The sequence below is a fragment of the Mycolicibacterium stellerae genome, assembly GCF_003719305.1.
In the GTDB taxonomy this organism is placed as follows: domain Bacteria; phylum Actinomycetota; class Actinomycetes; order Mycobacteriales; family Mycobacteriaceae; genus Mycobacterium; species Mycobacterium stellerae.
Window position 1 is genome coordinate 1 of sequence record NZ_RARC01000033.1, and the last position, 16,215, is coordinate 16,215.

Consider the following 16,215-nt stretch of genomic DNA (forward strand, 5'->3'; position numbering starts at 1 on the left):
AAAGTTACGGCGGAAATAGCGACAGGGAAACGCCCGGACCCATCCCGAACCCGGAAGCTAAGCCTGCCAGCGCCGATGATACTACCCAACCCGGGTGGAAAAGTAGGACACCGCCGAACACATTTTAGGATCACCCCCCACGCAATGTGGGGGGTGATTCCTTTTGTGCCAAGGGAATTCAGTCGAAGAGTGTCGGGATAGCCGGCTTGCGCATCTTTTCCAATGCGAGCAATGCGCGTTTGCGATCCAAGCCGCCGCCGTATCCGGTCAGGCTGCCGTTCGCGCCGATCACCCGATGGCACGGCACGATGATGCCAATCGGATTGTGGCCGTTGGCTAATCCCACCGCGCGGGACGCCGTTGGCGCCCCGATCTGGGCCGCGATCTCTCCGTAAGACCGAGTCTCTCCGTACGGAATCGTCAGCAGCGCTTCCCACACCCTGCGTTGAAACATGGTGCCGTCCAGGTCGAGCTCGAGATCGAAGGCGAAAAGCTCGCCGGCGAAATAGGACTCGAGCTGTTCGACGGCCACGGGAAATGCAGAGTCGTCGGACTCCCAGCCGTCGCGGCTCGGCTCATACGTCTGGTCGACCATGCGCAGATGCATCAGCCGGCCGTCGCGACCAGCCAGCGTCAACAACCCAACCGGGCTGTCGACAGATCGAAACTTGACGGTTGACATCACTTCTCCTTCGGTGGCCAATGATTCACCTCGTGATCGAGGGCGGTCCACAGATGTTGGACGGCATAGGATCTCCACGGCCGCCAGCGGGCGCTGTGCTCGGTGAGGGCCCGCGACCCCTCAGGCAGACCAACCTGTCTGGCCGCCATCAGAACACCGAGGTCGGTGGCGGGGAACGCGTCGGGGTCACCAAGACCCCGCATCGCGATGACTTCCGCGGTCCACGGCCCGATCCCCGGCAATGTCAGTAGCTGCCGCCGGGCGAGGTTCCAATCGCACCCCGCGTCCAGCACGACGTCACCGTCGGCCAGCGCCGTCACAAGAGCAACGAAGGACCGCTGTCGTGACTTCGGGAAGGCCAAATGAACCGGGTCGATCTCGGCGAGGTCCCCGATCGCTGGGAAGACATGGGTGAGGCCACCGTTGGCGTCGGTCAGTGTCTGGCCGTATCCGGCCACGATGCGGGCGGCGTGTGTACGGGCCGCCTTGACCGACACCTGCTGACCCAGCACAACGCGCAGCGCCAGCTCGGGTTCGTCGACGGTACGCGGGATGCGTTGTCCGGGCGCCTTCGCCACCAATGCACTGAGATCCCGGTCTGCGCTGAGCGCGTCGACGACTGCCTCAGGGTCCGCGTCGAGGTCGAGCAGGCGCCGGCAACGGGCGATCGCGGTGGCCAGATCTCGAAAGTCGTCCAGCACCACTGTGCAGCGCACGTGGTCGGGTTCCGGTGCGAGACTGACGATTCCATTACCGGCGGGCAATCGCAGTGTTCGCCGGAAGGCTCCGTTGCGCACTTCCTCGACGCCAGGCACCGCGGACGCGGCAAGGTGGCCGAACAAACCCTCGTATGCGAACGGCGTGCGGACCGGCAGCCGCAGCGAGAGCGCGCCGGCGGAGAGAGGCTCGCCGCGGCCGAACTTGGTCTTCGCTCGAGTGCGCAACTCCGTGGGGGTCAGGTCGCATACCGCGCGGATCGTGTCGTTGAACTGCCGAATGGATGAGAACCCTGCCGCGAACGCGACGTCGCCGAACGGTAGCTCGGTGGTCTCGATGAGCACGCGTGCGGTCTGTGTCCGCTGCGCACGCGCCAGCGCCAGCGGGTTCGCGCCGACCTCCGCCTGCAGCATCCGCTCGAGTTGTCGGGTGGTGTAGCCCACGCGGGCGGCCAGGCCCGTCACCCCCTCGCGGTCGACGGTGCCGTCGGCGATCAGCCTCATCGCCCGCGCCACCACGTCGCCGCGCACATTCCATTCTGGCGAGCCCGGTGAGGCGTCGGGGCGGCACCGTTTACAGGCCCGGAAGCCTGCGTGCTGGGCGGCCGCCGCGGTGGGATAGAACTGCACGTTTCGGGCGAACGGTGGCCTGACAGGGCAACTGGGCCTGCAGTAGATCTTGGTGGTCAGCACGGCGGTGACGAACCAGCCGTCGAACCGGGCGTCCTTGGACTGCACGGCCCGGTAACAGCGGTCGAAATCTTCATGCACGTCTACGACAATTACACGTCCGCACCGACATCACTGGCGGAAAAGCGACATCGACGTCCCAGGTGCGACCGCGCAGGACAGCCACAGCTCCCACAGGGATAGCATCCGCACCATGGCCCGACTCGTCCAGCGCTACCTGGACCGGATCCTTGACTGGCATGCCGGTGTCACAGAGGGCACGCTGGCCGACTACATTCCGGAACTGGCGAGCGTCGACCGTGAGATATTCGGCATGTCCCTGTCGCCCGCAGATGGCTTCATGTACGAATCCGGCGATGCGCCAACCGAATTCACGACTCAGTCTGCATCAGTGTTTCGCTGACGGTGGCGGCGCGGCGGCCGCAGACGCCTTGGCGGCGGCAGCGGCGGCAGCGGCGGCGCGGCCTTCCGGGCTGGCCAGCGAGTTACCAGCCTCGGTCTTCGAGGCCACGGCGGCATCGCAGTTCAGCGACAACAGCGTCTGCTTCGTCGGCGAAGCACCGGTGTTCTCCGGTGGTGGGACGGTCCTGTCCTGCTGGTGTGTGACGACGCAGTCATCGCGCGCGAATTCATCGCCGACGGTGGTCGACACGATGATGCTGTATCCGGCGCCAGCGAGGGCGCCCTTCGCGTCTGAGTACTTCTGCCCGACCACGGTCGGTGACGATGCAGCCTGGGCCGGGCCTGCAGCCACTACGACCGCGGCGATTGCCGCCGATACGATCGCCGCACCGCACAGGATGTGCCGTGATGTCGGCGAGGTTCGATGTTGATGCGCCGTAACCGAGTTCATAATCCATCATGTGACCTGCGTTGTTACCCAGGCATTTCCAGGAGCTGTGATTCATGTGGCTGTTCACTGCGGTGACAGTGTGGCAACCCAGCAACAGTTCCAACCTTCACGCCATCTGTCAGCTCGAATTCAGTTACTTCACAACTAGTTACCGCCCTGCGTGATCGTTGACAGTCTGCTTGGCGCTTTCGTAGATCTCGGTGCAAGCGTTGGCCAAACTGGCTACGCGAGCGTAAGACCGATAACAGAGATCGGAGGAGCGCCGCATGAACGTCACACGGATCAAGCCGTTGGCCGCGGTGGCAGGACTCGCTGCCATCGGGGTTGCCGTCGCCGTGAACCTGGGGTCTACCGCCACGGCCCACGATGTCGCCGGCGGATCGGGTGACTCATCGACGGTGGGCGAATACACCTCGCCCACGATCACCGCGATGTCCGTCGATCCGACCGCGATGAAACTCGGGGCAACCGCCACCGCAGGTCCGCCGAAAGCCACGCTTGAGACCGCCGAAGCGACGCCGACCCTCAAGGCCTCGGCTGCACCGGTATGCGTCAACAACGGCCAATGTCCCTGAGCGTCGGGCCTGGAAGGAGCGGGTACCACTGACAGCCATCAACCACCGGTTTGGCAGACTGATCGCGTGGCTCAGATAACCCTTCGTGGAAACCCCATCAATACGGTCGGCGAGTTGCCCTCCGTCGGTTCACCGGCCCCCGGCTTCTCGCTGACGGGCACCGACCTCGGCACCGTCAGCGACGAGCAGTTCCGCGGGAAGCCTTTCCTGCTCAACATATTTCCGTCCGTGGACACCCCGGTGTGTGCGACCAGCGTGCGGAGCTTCAACGAGCGCGCCGCGGCGAGCGGGCTTGCGGTCGTCTGTGTGTCCAAGGATCTGCCTTTCGCCCTGAACCGCTTCTGTGGCGCGGAGGGGATCGAGAACGTGGTGACGGCCTCGGCGTTCCGCGATGGATTCGGCGAGGACTACGGAGTCACCCTCGTCGACGGGCCGATGGCCGGTCTCCTCGCGCGGGCGGTCGTGGTGGTCGGCGCGGACGGTGACGTCGTCTATTCCGAGCTCGTACCGGAGATCGCCGAAGAGCCTGACTACGAAGCAGCGGTCGCCGCGACGAATTCCTGAGCCGCTGGCTCAGCGCTCGGAGTCCAACGCGGCCATGTGCGCGGTGGGGTAGCGCTCGCCTGCCACCTGGTCGGCCGGAATCGCCGCCTCGATCGCGGCGAGTTGTCGGTCAGTCAGCACGACGTCGACGGCGCCGAGCGATTCGACCAGGCGCGCGCGGGTGCGTGCACCGACAAGCGGCACGATGTCATCCCCGCGTGAGGCCACCCAGGCGATCGCCGCCTGCGCGACGGTAATTCCCAGCTCTTCGGCGACGCCGCGCAGGGTCTCGACAAGCGCAAGATTGCGGTCCAGGTTCTCGCCCGAGAAGCGGGGGCTCGCCGTCCGCGAGTCACCCTGTCCACCACTTGATTTGGTCCAGTGGCCGCTGATGAGTCCGCGGGACAACACGCCGTACGCTGTCACCCCGATGCCCAAGTCACGGCATGTGTCGAGGATGTCGCGTTCGATGCCGCGCGAAGCCAGCGAGTATTCGATCTGCAGGTCGGTGATCGGCCGGACCGACGCGGCTCGCTTGATGGTTTCGGCGCCAACCTCCGAAAGGCCGATGCGGCGCACGTATCCCGCGTCGACCAGGTCGCCGATGGCGCCGACGGTCTCCTCGATGTCGACCGTGGGATCGAGGCGTGCCGGGCGGTAGATGTCGATGTATTCGGTGCCGAGGCGCCGCAGCGAGTACGCGGCAGAGGCCTTCACGGCAACCGGTCGGCCGTCGAAGCCGAGGAACGCTCCGTCCGGGCTGACTTGGCCGCCGAACTTCACGCTCAGTTGATAGGTATCGCGAGGCACATCATGGAGGGCCTCGGCGAGCAGCAGTTCGTTGTGGCCGGCACCGTAGAAGTCCCCGGTGTCGAGCAGCGTGATTCCGGCCTCGAGGGCCGCGTGCACAGTGGCGATGCTCTCGTCGCGGTCGGCGTCGCCATATGCAGGCGACATTCCCATGCAGCCGAGGCCGATCGCCGATGTGGTCAGAGTCCCGAGCGTCTTGGTATTCATGCGGCCAGTCTTCGGACAACCGGGAACGTTAACTAGGACGCGTTGAACCAGGGACTGAGAGTCTCTGTTTCCAGTGCCCGTGGATTGGCGACAATGGGCCGATGGATCGAGTTGCGCTGGCGGAGTTTCTGCGGCTTCGCCGCGAGGCGATCAAACCGGCGGACGTCGGACTTCCTCCCGGCGTGCGCCGCCGCACCGCGGGACTGCGACGCGAGGAAGTCGCTCAGCTGACGGGGATGTCGGTGGACTATTACGGCAGGCTCGAGCAGGCGCGAAGCACCCAGCCGTCGCCGCAGATGCTGCGTGCACTGGCGCGCACCCTGCGGCTGACAGCTGACGAGGCCGACCACCTCTACCGACTGGCCGGACACGCCGTCCCCGACCGCGGCGGGGTTTCGCAGCACGTGCGGCCTGCACTGTCGTTCGCCCTCGATCAGATGCGCGATGCGGCGGCGTTCGTCTGCTCCGACACCTATGTCGTGCTGGCCCAGAACCAGCTGGCCAAGGCGCTGAACGGCGACCAGGTCGGCAAGGGAACGGGATTGCAGGCCAGCATGGCGTGGCAGTGGTTCACCGATCCTGCCGCCCGCCAGGCCGCACCGGAAGCCGAGCGCGACGAGCACAGCCGGACCACCGTGGCCGACCTGCGAGCGGCATGGGCCCGTCGCCGAAACGACGCGGACATGCGTGAACTCGTTGACGGCCTGCTGGAACACAGCCCCGAATTCGCCGAGTTGTGGGCCAGTCACGAGGTCGCCGTCAGACGTATGCAGCGCAAGACGTTCCTGACCCGCGTCGGCGCCATCACGCTGGACTGCGAAGTGCTCGCGACCACGGACGGGCAAAGCTTGGTGATCCTGGCCCCGCCGCCTGGATCGTCGGCGTTGGAGAAGCTGCGCCTGCTCGCGGTGGTTGGCGATCAGGCTGTCGGGTCAAGTCGATCGGCGGTCGCTGACTAGTGGACTGTGCCCAACCAAGTACCCAAAGCGTTTGTCAGACCGGCGCGGCAAGCCGCGTGGGCTCGTCGTGACCTCGAAGCGTGACAGTGTCGCCCAACGACCAAAACCGACGCTCGCCGTCCGTCGCCCTCGCCACCGTGTCCGACGAGGCCAACAGGCGGCCGTCACTTTCTTTGGCGAGCTCGCAGAGCCGGGCGGCCTCATTTACCGGCTCGCCGATGACGGTGTATTCAAAGCGTTCCTTTGCGCCGACGTTGCCGGCGACCGCCTCGCCGGAAGCGACCCCGATACCCGCTTCGCACTCGGGTACCTCATCGCGTATGCGCTGCGCGATCGCGCGGCCGGCGGCCAGCGCTTCGGCCTCCGGATTGTCGAGATGGTTCGGGGCGCCGAACACGGCAAGCGCGGCGTCGCCCTCGAACTTGTTGACGAACCCGTGATGTCGGTCGACCTCCTCGACTATCACCGCGAAGAAGCGGTTCAACAGTTCGACGACTTCGGTCGCCCGCCTCGAAGTGACCAACTGGGTGGAGCCGATGATGTCGACGAAGATCACGGCGACGTGGCGTTCCTCGCCGCCGAGTTTCGGGCGGTCCCGCTCCGCCGCCGCGGCCACCTCGCGGCCGACGTGGCGGCCGAACAGATCGCGCACGCGCTCGCGTTCCTTCAGGCCCTCCACCATCGAGTTGAAGCCGCGCTGCAGCTGCCCGAGTTCGGTGCCGTCGAACACCACCAGGTTGGTGTCGAGGTCGCCCTGCTCGACACGGTTCAGCGCTGCTCGCACGACACGGACCGGGGTGACAGTCAGCCACGACAGGATCCACATCAGGATGGCGCCGAACACGAGGGCGAACAGCGCGAGGATCATGACCGCGACCGTGAACTCGGTGGGGGTCAGATTTTGGAGCAACAGGGTGAGCGCGGCGGCCAAGAAGATGCCAAGCACGGGCACGCCGGAACCCAGCGCCCAGACCAGCATCGTGCGGCCCATCAGGCCTTCGGCGAATCTGTGTGGCGGCTTACCGGCCTCCAACGCTTGGGCCGCAACGGGCCGCAGCGCGAATTCGGTGAACAGATAGCAGCTGGCGGACACCACGATGCCGGGAAAGCTGATGCCCAGCAGCCACTTCGGGATGAAGTCGGTGTCATGCAACCCGTACAGCGTGGTAAGCACGATGGTTCCGGTGCCCCATAGCGCCAGCAGCACACGGGTCAGGCGCCACGGCGCCAGGAACGTGTTGTGCTGGTCCTCGAGTGTGGGTGTGCGCTCCTCGATCGACCACCGCACGTTGAAGATCACTCGGCGGGTTGCCCAGAACACTCCGACGACGAGTGCGAGCACGACGAAGACCGGCACCGCGATGAAGGTGATCCAGGCGACGTCGCGGTCGAAAACGCTCGGCGTGGGAAATGCGACGGTGACGACCAGCGTTGCGACGCCGATGCCGATCAGGTTCGCGATGACCACGAATGCGGTCAGGATGATCTGGATACGGATCCGGCGTCGGCGCTGACTTTCCGAAACCCGACCCAGGATCCAGGACCCGTACTCGGGGGTGGTCGGCATTCGGCTGCTTTGGCTGGTGACGCGCTCCAGCACGCGACCGAGCCGCTCGGCCACCGTCCTGTTCGCCGCCATGGTGGTGTCAGCCTAATTTGCCGGTCCTGTGGCCCTAAGGTTGACCGGTGCGTCTCGTCATCGCCCAGTGCACCGTCGACTACGTCGGACGACTCACCGCCCATCTGCCGTCGGCCCGCCGTCTGCTGCTCATCAAGGCGGACGGTTCGGTCAGCGTGCATGCCGACGACCGTGCCTACAAGCCGCTGAACTGGATGAGCCCGCCCTGTTGGCTCACCGAGGAACCCGGCGGTCCGCTGCCGGTTTGGGTGGTGGAGAACAAGGCCGGCGAGCAGTTGCGCATCACCGTCGAGGAGATCGAGCACGACTCGAGCCACGAACTCGGCGTTGACCCCGGCTTGGTCAAGGACGGCGTCGAGGCACATCTGCAGGCGTTGTTGGCTGAGCACGTCGAGCTGCTGGGTACCGGCTACACGCTGGTGCGCCGGGAGTACATGACGCCGATCGGGCCGGTCGACCTGCTGTGTCGCGACGAGGCGGGCCGCTCGGTGGCGGTGGAGATCAAGCGGCGCGGCGAGATCGACGGCGTCGAGCAGCTCACCCGCTACCTAGAACTGCTCAACCGTGACACCGTTCTCGCACCCGTCAGCGGTGTGTTCGCCGCGCAGCAGATCAAGCCGCAGGCGCGAACATTGGCCACCGATCGTGGGATCCGTTGCGTGACTTTGGACTACGACGAGATGCGCGGGATGGACAGCTCCGAGTTCCGGCTGTTCTGAACGCCTACACTCGTGATCGTGGCCAGGCGTCGAACAGGTCGCCGGCAGCCGTCTCGAGCACCGTTGCCGGCGTCTCGTCGTGTCGAAACCGGGCCCGACGGATATGACTACGAAATCAGGCCGGTCGCGGCGTCTCGGGCAGGCAAGACCTACCGCTGCCCGGGTTGTGATCACGAGATCCGTCCTGGCACAGCCCATCTCGTGGTATGGCAGGCCGGCCTCGGCGAGCATGCGGTAGAGGATCGTCGGCATTGGCATACGCCGTGCTGGCAGCACCGTGCAACGCGCGGCCCCACGCGGAAGTGGTCGTGAGTGTCAGTGAGCGGTGGCGGGCTGGACGAGCTCGATCAGCACGCCGCCGGCATCCTTGGGATGGATGAAGTTGATCCGCGAATCCGCAGTGCCTCGACGTGGCGTTTCGTAGAGCAGCCGGACACCCTGCTCGCGCAGACGCTCGGAGAGGGCGTCGATGTCGCTGACCCGGTACGCCAACTGCTGCAGGCCTGGGCCGCGTTTGTCGAGGAACTTGGCGATCGTCGAGGTCTCGTCGAGCGGAGCCATTAGCTGGATCTGGGCGCTACCCACCGGCGCGCCGCGCACCGACAGCATCGCCTCGCGGACGCCCTGCTCCTCGTTGACCTCTTCGTGCAGCACAATCATGCCGAGACGGTCGTGATACCACTTGATCGTGGCGTCCAGATCAGCGACCGCGATGCCGACATGGTCGATTGCTGTCACCAGGGCGCTGGCCAACACGGGGCGGGCATCGACTTGCTCGGTGGACATAACGTAACGGTAACCTGGCGGAGAAGATCGCGCCTACGCGATGTCCTGACCGGGCTCTTCTTGATCGTTTCTGGAGGTAGGTATGACGACGTCTGTGATCGTTGCTGGAGCGCGCACTCCGGTCGGCAAGCTGATGGGCTCGCTGAAGGATTTCTCGGGCAGCGATCTGGGTGCGATCGCCATCTCGGGTGCGCTGGAGAAGGCGGGAGTGCCCGCATCGGCGGTCGAGTACGTGATCATGGGCCAGGTGCTGACCGCGGGCGCCGGCCAGATGCCCGCCCGGCAGTCCGCCGTCGCCGCGGGAATCGGCTGGGATGTGCCTGCACTCACCATCAACAAGATGTGCCTGTCCGGGATCGACGCGATCGCGCTTGCCGACCAGCTTATCCGCGCCGGTGAGTTCGACGTCGTGGTCGCAGGCGGTCAGGAGTCGATGACGCGGGCGCCGCACCTGCTGATGAACAGCCGGTCCGGCTACAAGTACGGCGACGTCACGGTCATCGATCACATGGCCTACGACGGCCTGCACGATGTGTTCACCGACCAGCCGATGGGAGCGCTGACCGAGCAGCGAAACGAGCAGGACAAGTTCACCCGCGCCGAGCAGGACGAGTTCGCCGCCAGTTCACACCAAAAGGCCGCTGCCGCATGGAAAGACGGCGTCTATGCCGACGAGGTCGTTCCGGTGAAGATCCCGCAGCGCAAGGGCGACCCGCTGGAGTTCGCCGAGGACGAGGGCATCCGCGCCAACACCACCGCGGAGTCGCTGTCCGGTCTGAAGCCGGCATTCCGAAAGGACGGCACCATCACCGCCGGCTCGGCGTCCCAGATTTCCGACGGTGCGGCCGCCGTGGTCGTGATGAACAAGGACAAGGCCTCCGAGCTCGGGCTGAAGTGGCTGGTGGAGATCGGTGCCCACGGTGTGGTCGCAGGCCCCGATTCCACCCTGCAATCACAGCCGGCCAACGCCATCAAGAAAGCGATTGCCCGCGAGGGCATCACCGTCGACCAGCTCGACGTCGTCGAGATCAACGAGGCGTTCGCCGCGGTAGCGCTGGCGTCGATGAAGGAGCTCGGCATCGACCCCGACAAGGTGAACGTCGACGGCGGCGCGATAGCCATCGGGCATCCGATCGGAATGTCGGGAGCACGCATCACCCTGCACGTTGCCCTTGAGCTGGCGCGACGCGGTTCCGGCTACGGCGTTGCCGCTCTCTGCGGCGCCGGCGGCCAGGGCGACGCGCTGATCCTGCGGGCGGGCTAGGTCGTCTACGACGCTTTGTAGTAACTGGCTTTGAGTTCGGGCACAATGGCGCTATGACAAGCGCCTTTGATCTCCGTACTCGGGTCGGCTGGTTTCGGCTGATCGGCATGGCCGAGGCCATCAGCTGGGTCGGCCTGCTGATCGGGATGTATTTCAAGTACCTGGGCACGCCGCGCACCGAGATCGGCGTGAAGGTCTTCGGCATGGTCCACGGCCTCGTCTTCATCGCCTTCGTGGTGACAGGTCTTCTCGTCGGAATCTCCGTCAGGTGGGCGCTCGGCACATGGTTGCTGGCGTTGCTGGCGAGCATCGTCCCGCTTTGCAGTGTGATCTTCCTCATATGGGCCGATCGGACCGGCAGGCTGGGCGCCGCGAGCGTCTACACCGGGGTCCTGCAACCGGGCCGATCGATACCCGAAACGACGTGACAGACTTGTGGGCGTGACTCGTTCCCGTCCTCCAGTCGGACCAGGGCCGTCCATCGCAGGCGCGGTTGACCTCTCCGGCCTCAAGCAGCGCGCAACCCCCTCAGGACAGCCAGGGCAGGGCGCAGGCTCGCGCGCAGGCGTGGACGTCACCGAGGCCAATTTCGAAGCCGAGGTGATGCTCAAGTCCAACGAGGTGCCGGTCGTGGTGGTGCTGTGGTCACCGCGAAGCGATGCCAGCGTGCAGTTGGGCGATGCGCTTGCGAGCCTCGCCGCCGCCGACGCAGGCAAATGGTCGCTGGCCAACGTGAACGTCGACACAGCGCCGCGGGTCGCCCAGATTTTCGGAGTGCAAGCCGTGCCGACTGTCGTGGCTTTGGCCGCGGGACAACCATTGTCGAGCTTCCAGGGCCCGCAGCCGCCCGATCAGTTGCGCGGGTGGATCGACTCGCTGCTGAACGCCACCGCTGGAAAGCTCGGTGGGGCAGGTGCAGCCGAGGGCGACGAGCCAGAGCAGGTCGACCCCGAATTGGCGCTGGCACGATCGCACCTCGACGCCGGTGACTTCGACGCCGCGCTCAGCGCCTACCAGAAGATCCTTGACGCCAACCCCGCTCACGAAGAGGCCAAAGGCGCCGTGCGCCAGATCGCGTTCCTAGCGCGCGCATCCGCACTGTCACCAGACGCGATTGCAAGCGCCGACGCCGCCCCCGACGACATCGAGGCCGCGTTGGCCGCGGCGGACGTCGAGATCCTGCAGCAGAATGTCGCGGCGGCATTTGACCGGTTGATCGCACTGGTGCGCCGCACCGCAGGCGACGAGCGCGCCTCGGTCCGCACGCGGCTCGTCGAACTGTTCGACCTTTTCGACCCGGCCGACCCAGAAGTCATCGCGGGCCGGCGCAAGCTGGCCAACGCGCTGTACTGACCTCTGCCGCCGAGATCGACGAAATGGCGCCATCTACTCCCACTTTCACGCCCAAACGTGAGTTTGGGCGTGAAAGTCAGGCAGGCTCGAACCACAGGGCGGCGAGCGGCGGCAGCACCATCAACGCCGATGCCGGGCGGCCATGCCACGGCTCTTCGGTCGCTTCCACAGCTCCGAAGTTACCGATCCCCGAACCGTTGTAGATGTCGGCGTCGGTGTTGAGCACCTCGCGCCAGGTTCCCGTGTGCGGCAGGCCGAGTCGATAGCGCGAGTGCTCGGAGCCGGAGAAATTGAACACGCATGCGAGAACCGAGCCATCGTCGCCGAAGCGCAGGAAGCTGAGCACGTTGTTGGCGGAGTCGTTCGCGTCAATCCATGAATAGCCTTCGGGGCGCGTATCCAGCGACCACAGCGCTCGTCGGGTCCGATACAGGTCGTTGGCGTCGCGCATCATCTGTTGGATCCCGTTCGAGAAGCTGTTCTCGTCCAGCTGATACCAGTCGAGCCCGCGTTCCTCTGACCACTCCGCTCGCTGGCCGAACTCCTGCCCCATGAACAACAGCTGCTTACCCGGATGGGCCCACTGGTAGGCGATCAGGTTGCGCAACCCCGCCGCCTTTGTGTGATCGTTGCCTGGCATCCTGCCCCACAGCGTGCCCTTGCCGTGCACGACTTCGTCGTGGCTGATCGGCAGCACGTAGTTCTCGCTGTAGGCATACAGCATCGAGAAGGTGATCTCGCCGTGGTGGTAGCTCCGGTGAATCGGGTCGCGCTTGATGAACTCCAGCGTGTCGTTCATCCAGCCCATGTTCCACTTCATCGAGAAGCCCAGGCCGCCAAGGTTTGTCGGCCTCGTCACGCCGGGCCACGACGTCGATTCCTCGGCGATCGTGACGATGCCCGGCGCCACCTTGTGCACCGTCGCGTTCATCTCCTGCAGGAACTGGACCGCCTCGAGGTTCTCGCGCCCGCCGTAGATGTTGGGCGTCCAGCCGTCCGCCGGACGTGAGTAGTCGAGGTAGAGCATCGACGCCACGGCGTCGACACGCAGGCCATCGATGTGGAACTCCTGAAGCCAGTACAGGGCATTGGCCACCAGGAAGTTGCGCACCTCCGCACGACCGAAGTCGAAAACGTAAGTGCCCCAGTCCAGCTGCTCACCCCGGTGCGGGTCCGAGTGCTCGTAGAGTGGCGTGCCGTCGAAGCGGCCAAGCGCCCACGCGTCTTTGGGGAAGTGCGCGGGCACCCAATCCATGATCACACCGATGCCCGCCTGGTGCAGTGTGTCGACCAGATGGCGGAATTCATCGGGGGTGCCAAGTCGCGAGGTCGGCGCGTAGTACGACGTCACCTGGTAGCCCCACGACCCGCCGAACGGGTGTTCTGCGACCGGCATCAGCTCGACATGCGTGAAGCCCTGCGTCACAACGTATTCCGTTAGCTCTTCGGCGAGCTGGCGATAGTTCAGGCCCGGCCGCCACGACATCAGGTGGACCTCGTAGGTGCTCATCGGCTCGAACACCGGATTGACTTCTGCACGACGGGTCATCCACGCGGAATCTTCCCACGTGTAGTCGCTCGTGGTCACCCGCGACGCCGTCTGCGGTGGCACCTCGGTGGCGAATGCCATCGGGTCGGCGCGGTCGGTGACCGAGCCGTCGGCACCGTGCACGCGGAACTTGTAGTAGCCCCCGACCGGGAAGCCGGGCCAGAACAGCTCCCATACCCCGGTCGACCCGAGCGCCCGCATTGGCGCCTCGTCGCCGTCCCAATGGTTGAACTCGCCGATCAGGCTGACACCCTTGGCATTTGGCGCCCATACCGCGAACGACACACCTTCAACGGTTCCGTCGGCGGTCGCGAAGCTGCGCTGATGTGCACCGACGATGTCCCACAGGCGTTCGTGCCGACCCTCGGAGAACAGGTGCAGGTCAAGCTCACCGAGGGTGGGCAGGAACCGGTAGGCGTCGGCGACGGTGTGCGGTCCGCCGCCTTCGTAGCTAACCTGTAGGCGGTAATCGATGAGGTCGGTGAACGGCACGGCCACCGCGAACAGGCCCGAATCGATGTGGGAGAACACATATCGTTCGTCGCCGATCAGGGCCGCGATCTCGACGGCATGCGGGCGGTATGCCCGGATCACCGTATGGTTGCCGTACTCGTGCGCGCCAAGGATCGAATGCGGGTTGTGGTGTTCGCCCGCGACAAGCCGGTTCAGATCTGCAGGTTCCGGCCGAAGGTTCGGGCTCGTCAGTTGATTGGTCCGGGTCATCTTCTCACGTCACTTCCCTGATTCCCTGCTGAGCAGGGTTGGTCGTTGTTCGGGTGGTATCTGAGGCATGTTGAGCAGGTGGGCAACCGCCCTCGCCGGCTCAAGTCGAACGTAATTCGACTGGCCCCATTGGTATTCCTCGCCGGTGATCTCGTCGCGCACCCAGAACCGGTCGTATGGCTGCATCGCCAGCGCAGCCATGTCCAACCACAGGGTGCCTTCCTCGGGTCCGTACGGGTTCAGCGTGACCACCACGAGCACCGCGTCGCCCGTCACCGGATCGAACTTGCTGTAGGCCAGCAGTGCGTCGTTGTCGACATGGTGGAATTTCAGTGTGCGCAGCTCGCGCAGCGCGGGGTGCAGTCGGCGAATCTCGTTGAGCCGGGCCAAGAACGGCTCCAGCGACTCGCCCCTTGCCGCGGCGGCCTCGAAATCGCGGGGGCGCAACTCGTACTTCTCCGAGTCCAGGTACTCCTCGCTGCCCTCGCGCACCGCGCGGTGCTCGAACAGCTCGAATCCGGAATAGACGCCCCATGCCGGGCTGAAGGTCGATGCCAGCACGGCGCGAATGGCGAACATGCCAGGACCGCCGTGCTGAAGGCTTTCGTGCAGGATGTCTGGTGTATTGACAAAGAGATTGGGGCGGGCGTAGTCGGCGTGCTCGACGATCTGCTCGCCGAACTCGGTCAACTCCCACTTCGCGGTGCGCCACGTGAAGTAGCTGTAGGACTGGGTGAAACCGAGCTTTGCCAGCCCGTAGAGCCGGGCGGGCCTGGTGAACGCCTCGGCGAGGAACAGCACATCGGGATCGGTTGCCTTGACCTGTCCGATCAGCCACGCCCAGAAGTTGGGCGGTTTGGTGTGCGGGTTGTCAACGCGGAAGATCTTGACTCCGTGGCTGATCCAGTACCGCACGACGCGCAGCACCTCGTTGTAGATGCCCGCGGGGTCATTGTCGAAGTTGACCGGGTAGATGTCCTGGTACTTCTTCGGCGGGTTCTCCGCATAGGCGATGGTGCCGTCGGGCAGCACCGTGAACCACTCCGGATGGGCCTTGGCCCACGGATGGTCGGGCGCGGCCTGCAGCGCCAAGTCCAAGGCCACCTCGAGGTTGTGATCGCGCGCCGCGGTGACGAAGTCGTCGAAGTCCTCGATCGTGCCAAGCTCGGGATGAACGGCGTCGTGCCCGCCCTCGTCGCTGCCGATCGCCCATGGTGACCCGACGTCCTTGGGTCCGGCGGTGACCGAGTTGTTGGGTCCCTTGCGGTGCACCTTGCCGATCGGGTGGATCGGCGGCAGGTACACCACGTCGAAGCCCATCTTGGCGATGCGCGGCAGCGCCTTCGCCGCGGTGGCGAATGTGCCGTGCACCGGCTTGCCCGTCTTGTCCACGCCGCCGGTGGAGCGCGGGAACATCTCGTACCAGGCGCTGAACCGGGCCTCCGGCCGGTCCACCCAGACGCCGTACTGCTCGCCGCGGGTGATCTGGTCGCGCAGCGGATACTGCGCAAGCAGCGCGCCGACCTCCCTGGACAGTGCCGCGCCGGCGCGGGTGAACGGGTCGCCCGGTTTGCGCAACATCTCCGCGGCTTCGACCAGCGGATCCCGCAGCGCTCGCGGCAGGCCGGTGGCGGCCCGCTCCAGCAGCCGAGCACCGACGATGAGGTCGTTGGCCAACTCGTTCTCGCTCTGGCCCGCGTCGAGTTTGGCGGTGACCGCCCGCCGCCAGGTCGCGATCGGGTCGCCCCAGCCGTCCACCCGGAACGTCCACAGGCCGACGCGATCGGGGCAGAACTGGCCGTGAAGGACGTCTGGAGTGCGACCCGGCGACATCGGGATGGCCTGCGGCTTGACCCTGGACGCCGGTGTGACCACGATCTCGATCGGCACGGGCTGCGCGGCCCTGTCCGGTACGGGTCCTTCGGCGAGCTGCGGGTAGGCCGTGCCGTGGAAGCGCACCACCAGGGTCGCTGAGACGGCGTCGTGCCCCTCACGCCAGACCGTGGCCCGCACCGGCACCACCTCGCCGACGACGGCCTTGGCGGGATAGCGTCCTGCAGACACCACAGGTGCGACATCATCGATCCCGATCCGACCGGCCACCTACCCACTCCTTCATGGCGCGGCCCGCGATCGGGCCACTGTCG

Annotated in this window: 17 protein-coding genes and 1 rRNA gene; 10 read left to right on the top strand and 8 right to left on the bottom strand. The window is 65.7% G+C overall.

Annotated elements, in window-relative coordinates; all coding sequences use genetic code 11:
• Positions 1-5 precede the first annotated feature (5 nt).
• Positions 6-119 (top strand): 5S ribosomal RNA (gene rrf / locus D6M19_RS27985).
• A 59-nt stretch (positions 120-178) separates the two neighbouring features.
• Here the strand turns inward: rrf and D6M19_RS27990 are convergent.
• On the bottom strand, positions 179-682 hold the full coding sequence (locus D6M19_RS27990; RefSeq protein WP_123028551.1) for a methylated-DNA--[protein]-cysteine S-methyltransferase: 504 nt from the start codon (positions 680-682) through the stop codon (positions 179-181).
• Entirely contained in the window at positions 682-2,169 is a 1,488-nt protein-coding gene (locus D6M19_RS27995; protein ID WP_123028552.1) for a DNA-3-methyladenine glycosylase 2 family protein, read from the bottom strand. The genes D6M19_RS27990 and D6M19_RS27995 overlap by 1 nt, the downstream gene beginning before the upstream one ends.
• 112 nt (positions 2,170-2,281) lie before the next feature.
• Here D6M19_RS27995 and D6M19_RS28000 point away from each other — a divergent pair, with 112 nt between their 5' ends.
• A complete protein-coding gene (locus tag D6M19_RS28000; RefSeq protein ID WP_123028553.1) occupies positions 2,282-2,491 on the top strand; it encodes a glutaminase in 210 nt (69 codons plus the stop codon).
• Here D6M19_RS28000 and D6M19_RS28005 read toward each other — a convergent pair.
• Positions 2,477-2,941: a hypothetical protein gene (locus D6M19_RS28005; protein WP_123028554.1), complete on the bottom strand. Its 465-nt coding sequence runs from the start codon at positions 2,939-2,941 to the stop codon at positions 2,477-2,479. The two genes, D6M19_RS28000 and D6M19_RS28005, sit on opposite strands and share 15 nt — an antisense overlap.
• Before the next feature lie 266 nt (positions 2,942-3,207).
• On the opposite strand from D6M19_RS28005, the gene D6M19_RS28010 reads away from it, so the two are divergent.
• A complete protein-coding gene (locus D6M19_RS28010; protein WP_123028555.1) occupies positions 3,208-3,516 on the top strand; it encodes a hypothetical protein in 309 nt (102 codons plus the stop codon).
• A 66-nt stretch (positions 3,517-3,582) separates the two neighbouring features.
• Positions 3,583-4,080 carry a thiol peroxidase gene (gene tpx / locus D6M19_RS28015; protein WP_123028556.1) on the top strand — a complete coding sequence of 166 codons (498 nt, stop codon included), beginning with the start codon at positions 3,583-3,585 and terminating at the stop codon, positions 4,078-4,080.
• Positions 4,081-4,089: 9 nt separating this feature from the next.
• Here the strand turns inward: tpx and D6M19_RS28020 are convergent, their stop codons facing one another.
• Positions 4,090-5,076: an aldo/keto reductase gene (locus D6M19_RS28020; protein WP_123028557.1), complete on the bottom strand. Its 987-nt coding sequence runs from the start codon at positions 5,074-5,076 to the stop codon at positions 4,090-4,092.
• 101 nt (positions 5,077-5,177) lie between these two features.
• On the opposite strand from D6M19_RS28020, the gene D6M19_RS28025 reads away from it, so the two are divergent.
• Positions 5,178-6,035, top strand: a complete 858-nt coding sequence (locus tag D6M19_RS28025) for a helix-turn-helix transcriptional regulator (RefSeq protein WP_164478729.1) — start codon at positions 5,178-5,180, stop codon at positions 6,033-6,035.
• Positions 6,036-6,069: 34 nt separating this feature from the next.
• Here D6M19_RS28025 and D6M19_RS28030 read toward each other — a convergent pair whose 3' ends face one another.
• On the bottom strand, positions 6,070-7,674 hold the full coding sequence (locus D6M19_RS28030; protein ID WP_123028559.1) for an adenylate/guanylate cyclase domain-containing protein: 1,605 nt from the start codon (positions 7,672-7,674) through the stop codon (positions 6,070-6,072).
• Between the two features lie 47 nt (positions 7,675-7,721).
• Between D6M19_RS28030 and nucS the strand changes: the two genes are divergently transcribed.
• Positions 7,722-8,393, top strand: coding sequence for an endonuclease NucS (nucS, locus tag D6M19_RS28035; RefSeq protein ID WP_123028560.1), 672 nt, complete (start codon positions 7,722-7,724; stop codon positions 8,391-8,393).
• Between the two features lie 18 nt (positions 8,394-8,411).
• Complete coding sequence (locus D6M19_RS28040) at positions 8,412-8,705, top strand: Rv1322 family protein (RefSeq protein ID WP_123028620.1); 294 nt, start codon at positions 8,412-8,414, stop codon at positions 8,703-8,705.
• Positions 8,706-8,708: 3 nt separating this feature from the next.
• On the opposite strand, the gene mce is transcribed toward D6M19_RS28040, so the two are convergent.
• The gene (mce, locus tag D6M19_RS28045) at positions 8,709-9,179 is read right to left on the bottom strand and encodes a methylmalonyl-CoA epimerase (protein WP_123028561.1); all 471 of its coding nucleotides are present in this window, start codon (positions 9,177-9,179) and stop codon (positions 8,709-8,711) included.
• 82 nt (positions 9,180-9,261) lie between these two features.
• On the opposite strand from mce, the gene D6M19_RS28050 reads away from it, so the two are divergent.
• From D6M19_RS28050 to D6M19_RS28060, 3 genes are read left to right on the top strand one after another with little or no spacing between them, the layout of a single operon-like run.
• Positions 9,262-10,443 (top strand): acetyl-CoA C-acetyltransferase, encoded by a 1,182-nt coding sequence (locus D6M19_RS28050; RefSeq protein WP_123028562.1) that lies wholly within the window; start codon positions 9,262-9,264, stop codon positions 10,441-10,443.
• Between the two features lie 53 nt (positions 10,444-10,496).
• Entirely contained in the window at positions 10,497-10,871 is a 375-nt protein-coding gene (locus D6M19_RS28055; RefSeq protein ID WP_123028563.1) for a DUF3817 domain-containing protein, read from the top strand.
• Between the two features lie 13 nt (positions 10,872-10,884).
• Positions 10,885-11,796 carry a tetratricopeptide repeat protein gene (locus tag D6M19_RS28060; protein ID WP_164478730.1) on the top strand — a complete coding sequence of 304 codons (912 nt, stop codon included), beginning with the start codon at positions 10,885-10,887 and terminating at the stop codon, positions 11,794-11,796.
• A 76-nt stretch (positions 11,797-11,872) separates the two neighbouring features.
• Here D6M19_RS28060 and glgB read toward each other — a convergent pair whose 3' ends face one another.
• On the bottom strand, positions 11,873-14,068 hold the full coding sequence (gene glgB / locus D6M19_RS28065; protein ID WP_123028564.1) for a 1,4-alpha-glucan branching protein GlgB: 2,196 nt from the start codon (positions 14,066-14,068) through the stop codon (positions 11,873-11,875).
• Between the two features lie 9 nt (positions 14,069-14,077).
• On the bottom strand, positions 14,078-16,171 hold the full coding sequence (locus D6M19_RS28070) for an alpha-1,4-glucan--maltose-1-phosphate maltosyltransferase (protein ID WP_123028565.1): 2,094 nt from the start codon (positions 16,169-16,171) through the stop codon (positions 14,078-14,080).
• Positions 16,172-16,215 lie beyond the last annotated feature (44 nt).

Coding starts and splice junctions, on each gene's coding strand:
- D6M19_RS27990 (WP_123028551.1), bottom strand. CDS start 682: ATGTCAACCGTCAAGTTTCGATCTGTCGACAGCCCGGTTGGGTTGTTG.
- D6M19_RS28000 (WP_123028553.1), top strand. CDS start 2,282: ATGGCCCGACTCGTCCAGCGCTACCTGGACCGGATCCTTGACTGGCAT.
- D6M19_RS28005 (WP_123028554.1), bottom strand. CDS start 2,941: ATGAACTCGGTTACGGCGCATCAACATCGAACCTCGCCGACATCACGG.
- D6M19_RS28010 (WP_123028555.1), top strand. CDS start 3,208: ATGAACGTCACACGGATCAAGCCGTTGGCCGCGGTGGCAGGACTCGCT.
- D6M19_RS28020 (WP_123028557.1), bottom strand. CDS start 5,076: ATGAATACCAAGACGCTCGGGACTCTGACCACATCGGCGATCGGCCTC.
- D6M19_RS28025 (WP_164478729.1), top strand. CDS start 5,178: ATGGATCGAGTTGCGCTGGCGGAGTTTCTGCGGCTTCGCCGCGAGGCG.
- D6M19_RS28030 (WP_123028559.1), bottom strand. CDS start 7,674: ATGGCGGCGAACAGGACGGTGGCCGAGCGGCTCGGTCGCGTGCTGGAG.
- mce (WP_123028561.1), bottom strand. CDS start 9,179: ATGTCCACCGAGCAAGTCGATGCCCGCCCCGTGTTGGCCAGCGCCCTG.
- D6M19_RS28050 (WP_123028562.1), top strand. CDS start 9,262: ATGACGACGTCTGTGATCGTTGCTGGAGCGCGCACTCCGGTCGGCAAG.
- D6M19_RS28055 (WP_123028563.1), top strand. CDS start 10,497: ATGACAAGCGCCTTTGATCTCCGTACTCGGGTCGGCTGGTTTCGGCTG.
- glgB (WP_123028564.1), bottom strand. CDS start 14,068: ATGACCCGGACCAATCAACTGACGAGCCCGAACCTTCGGCCGGAACCT.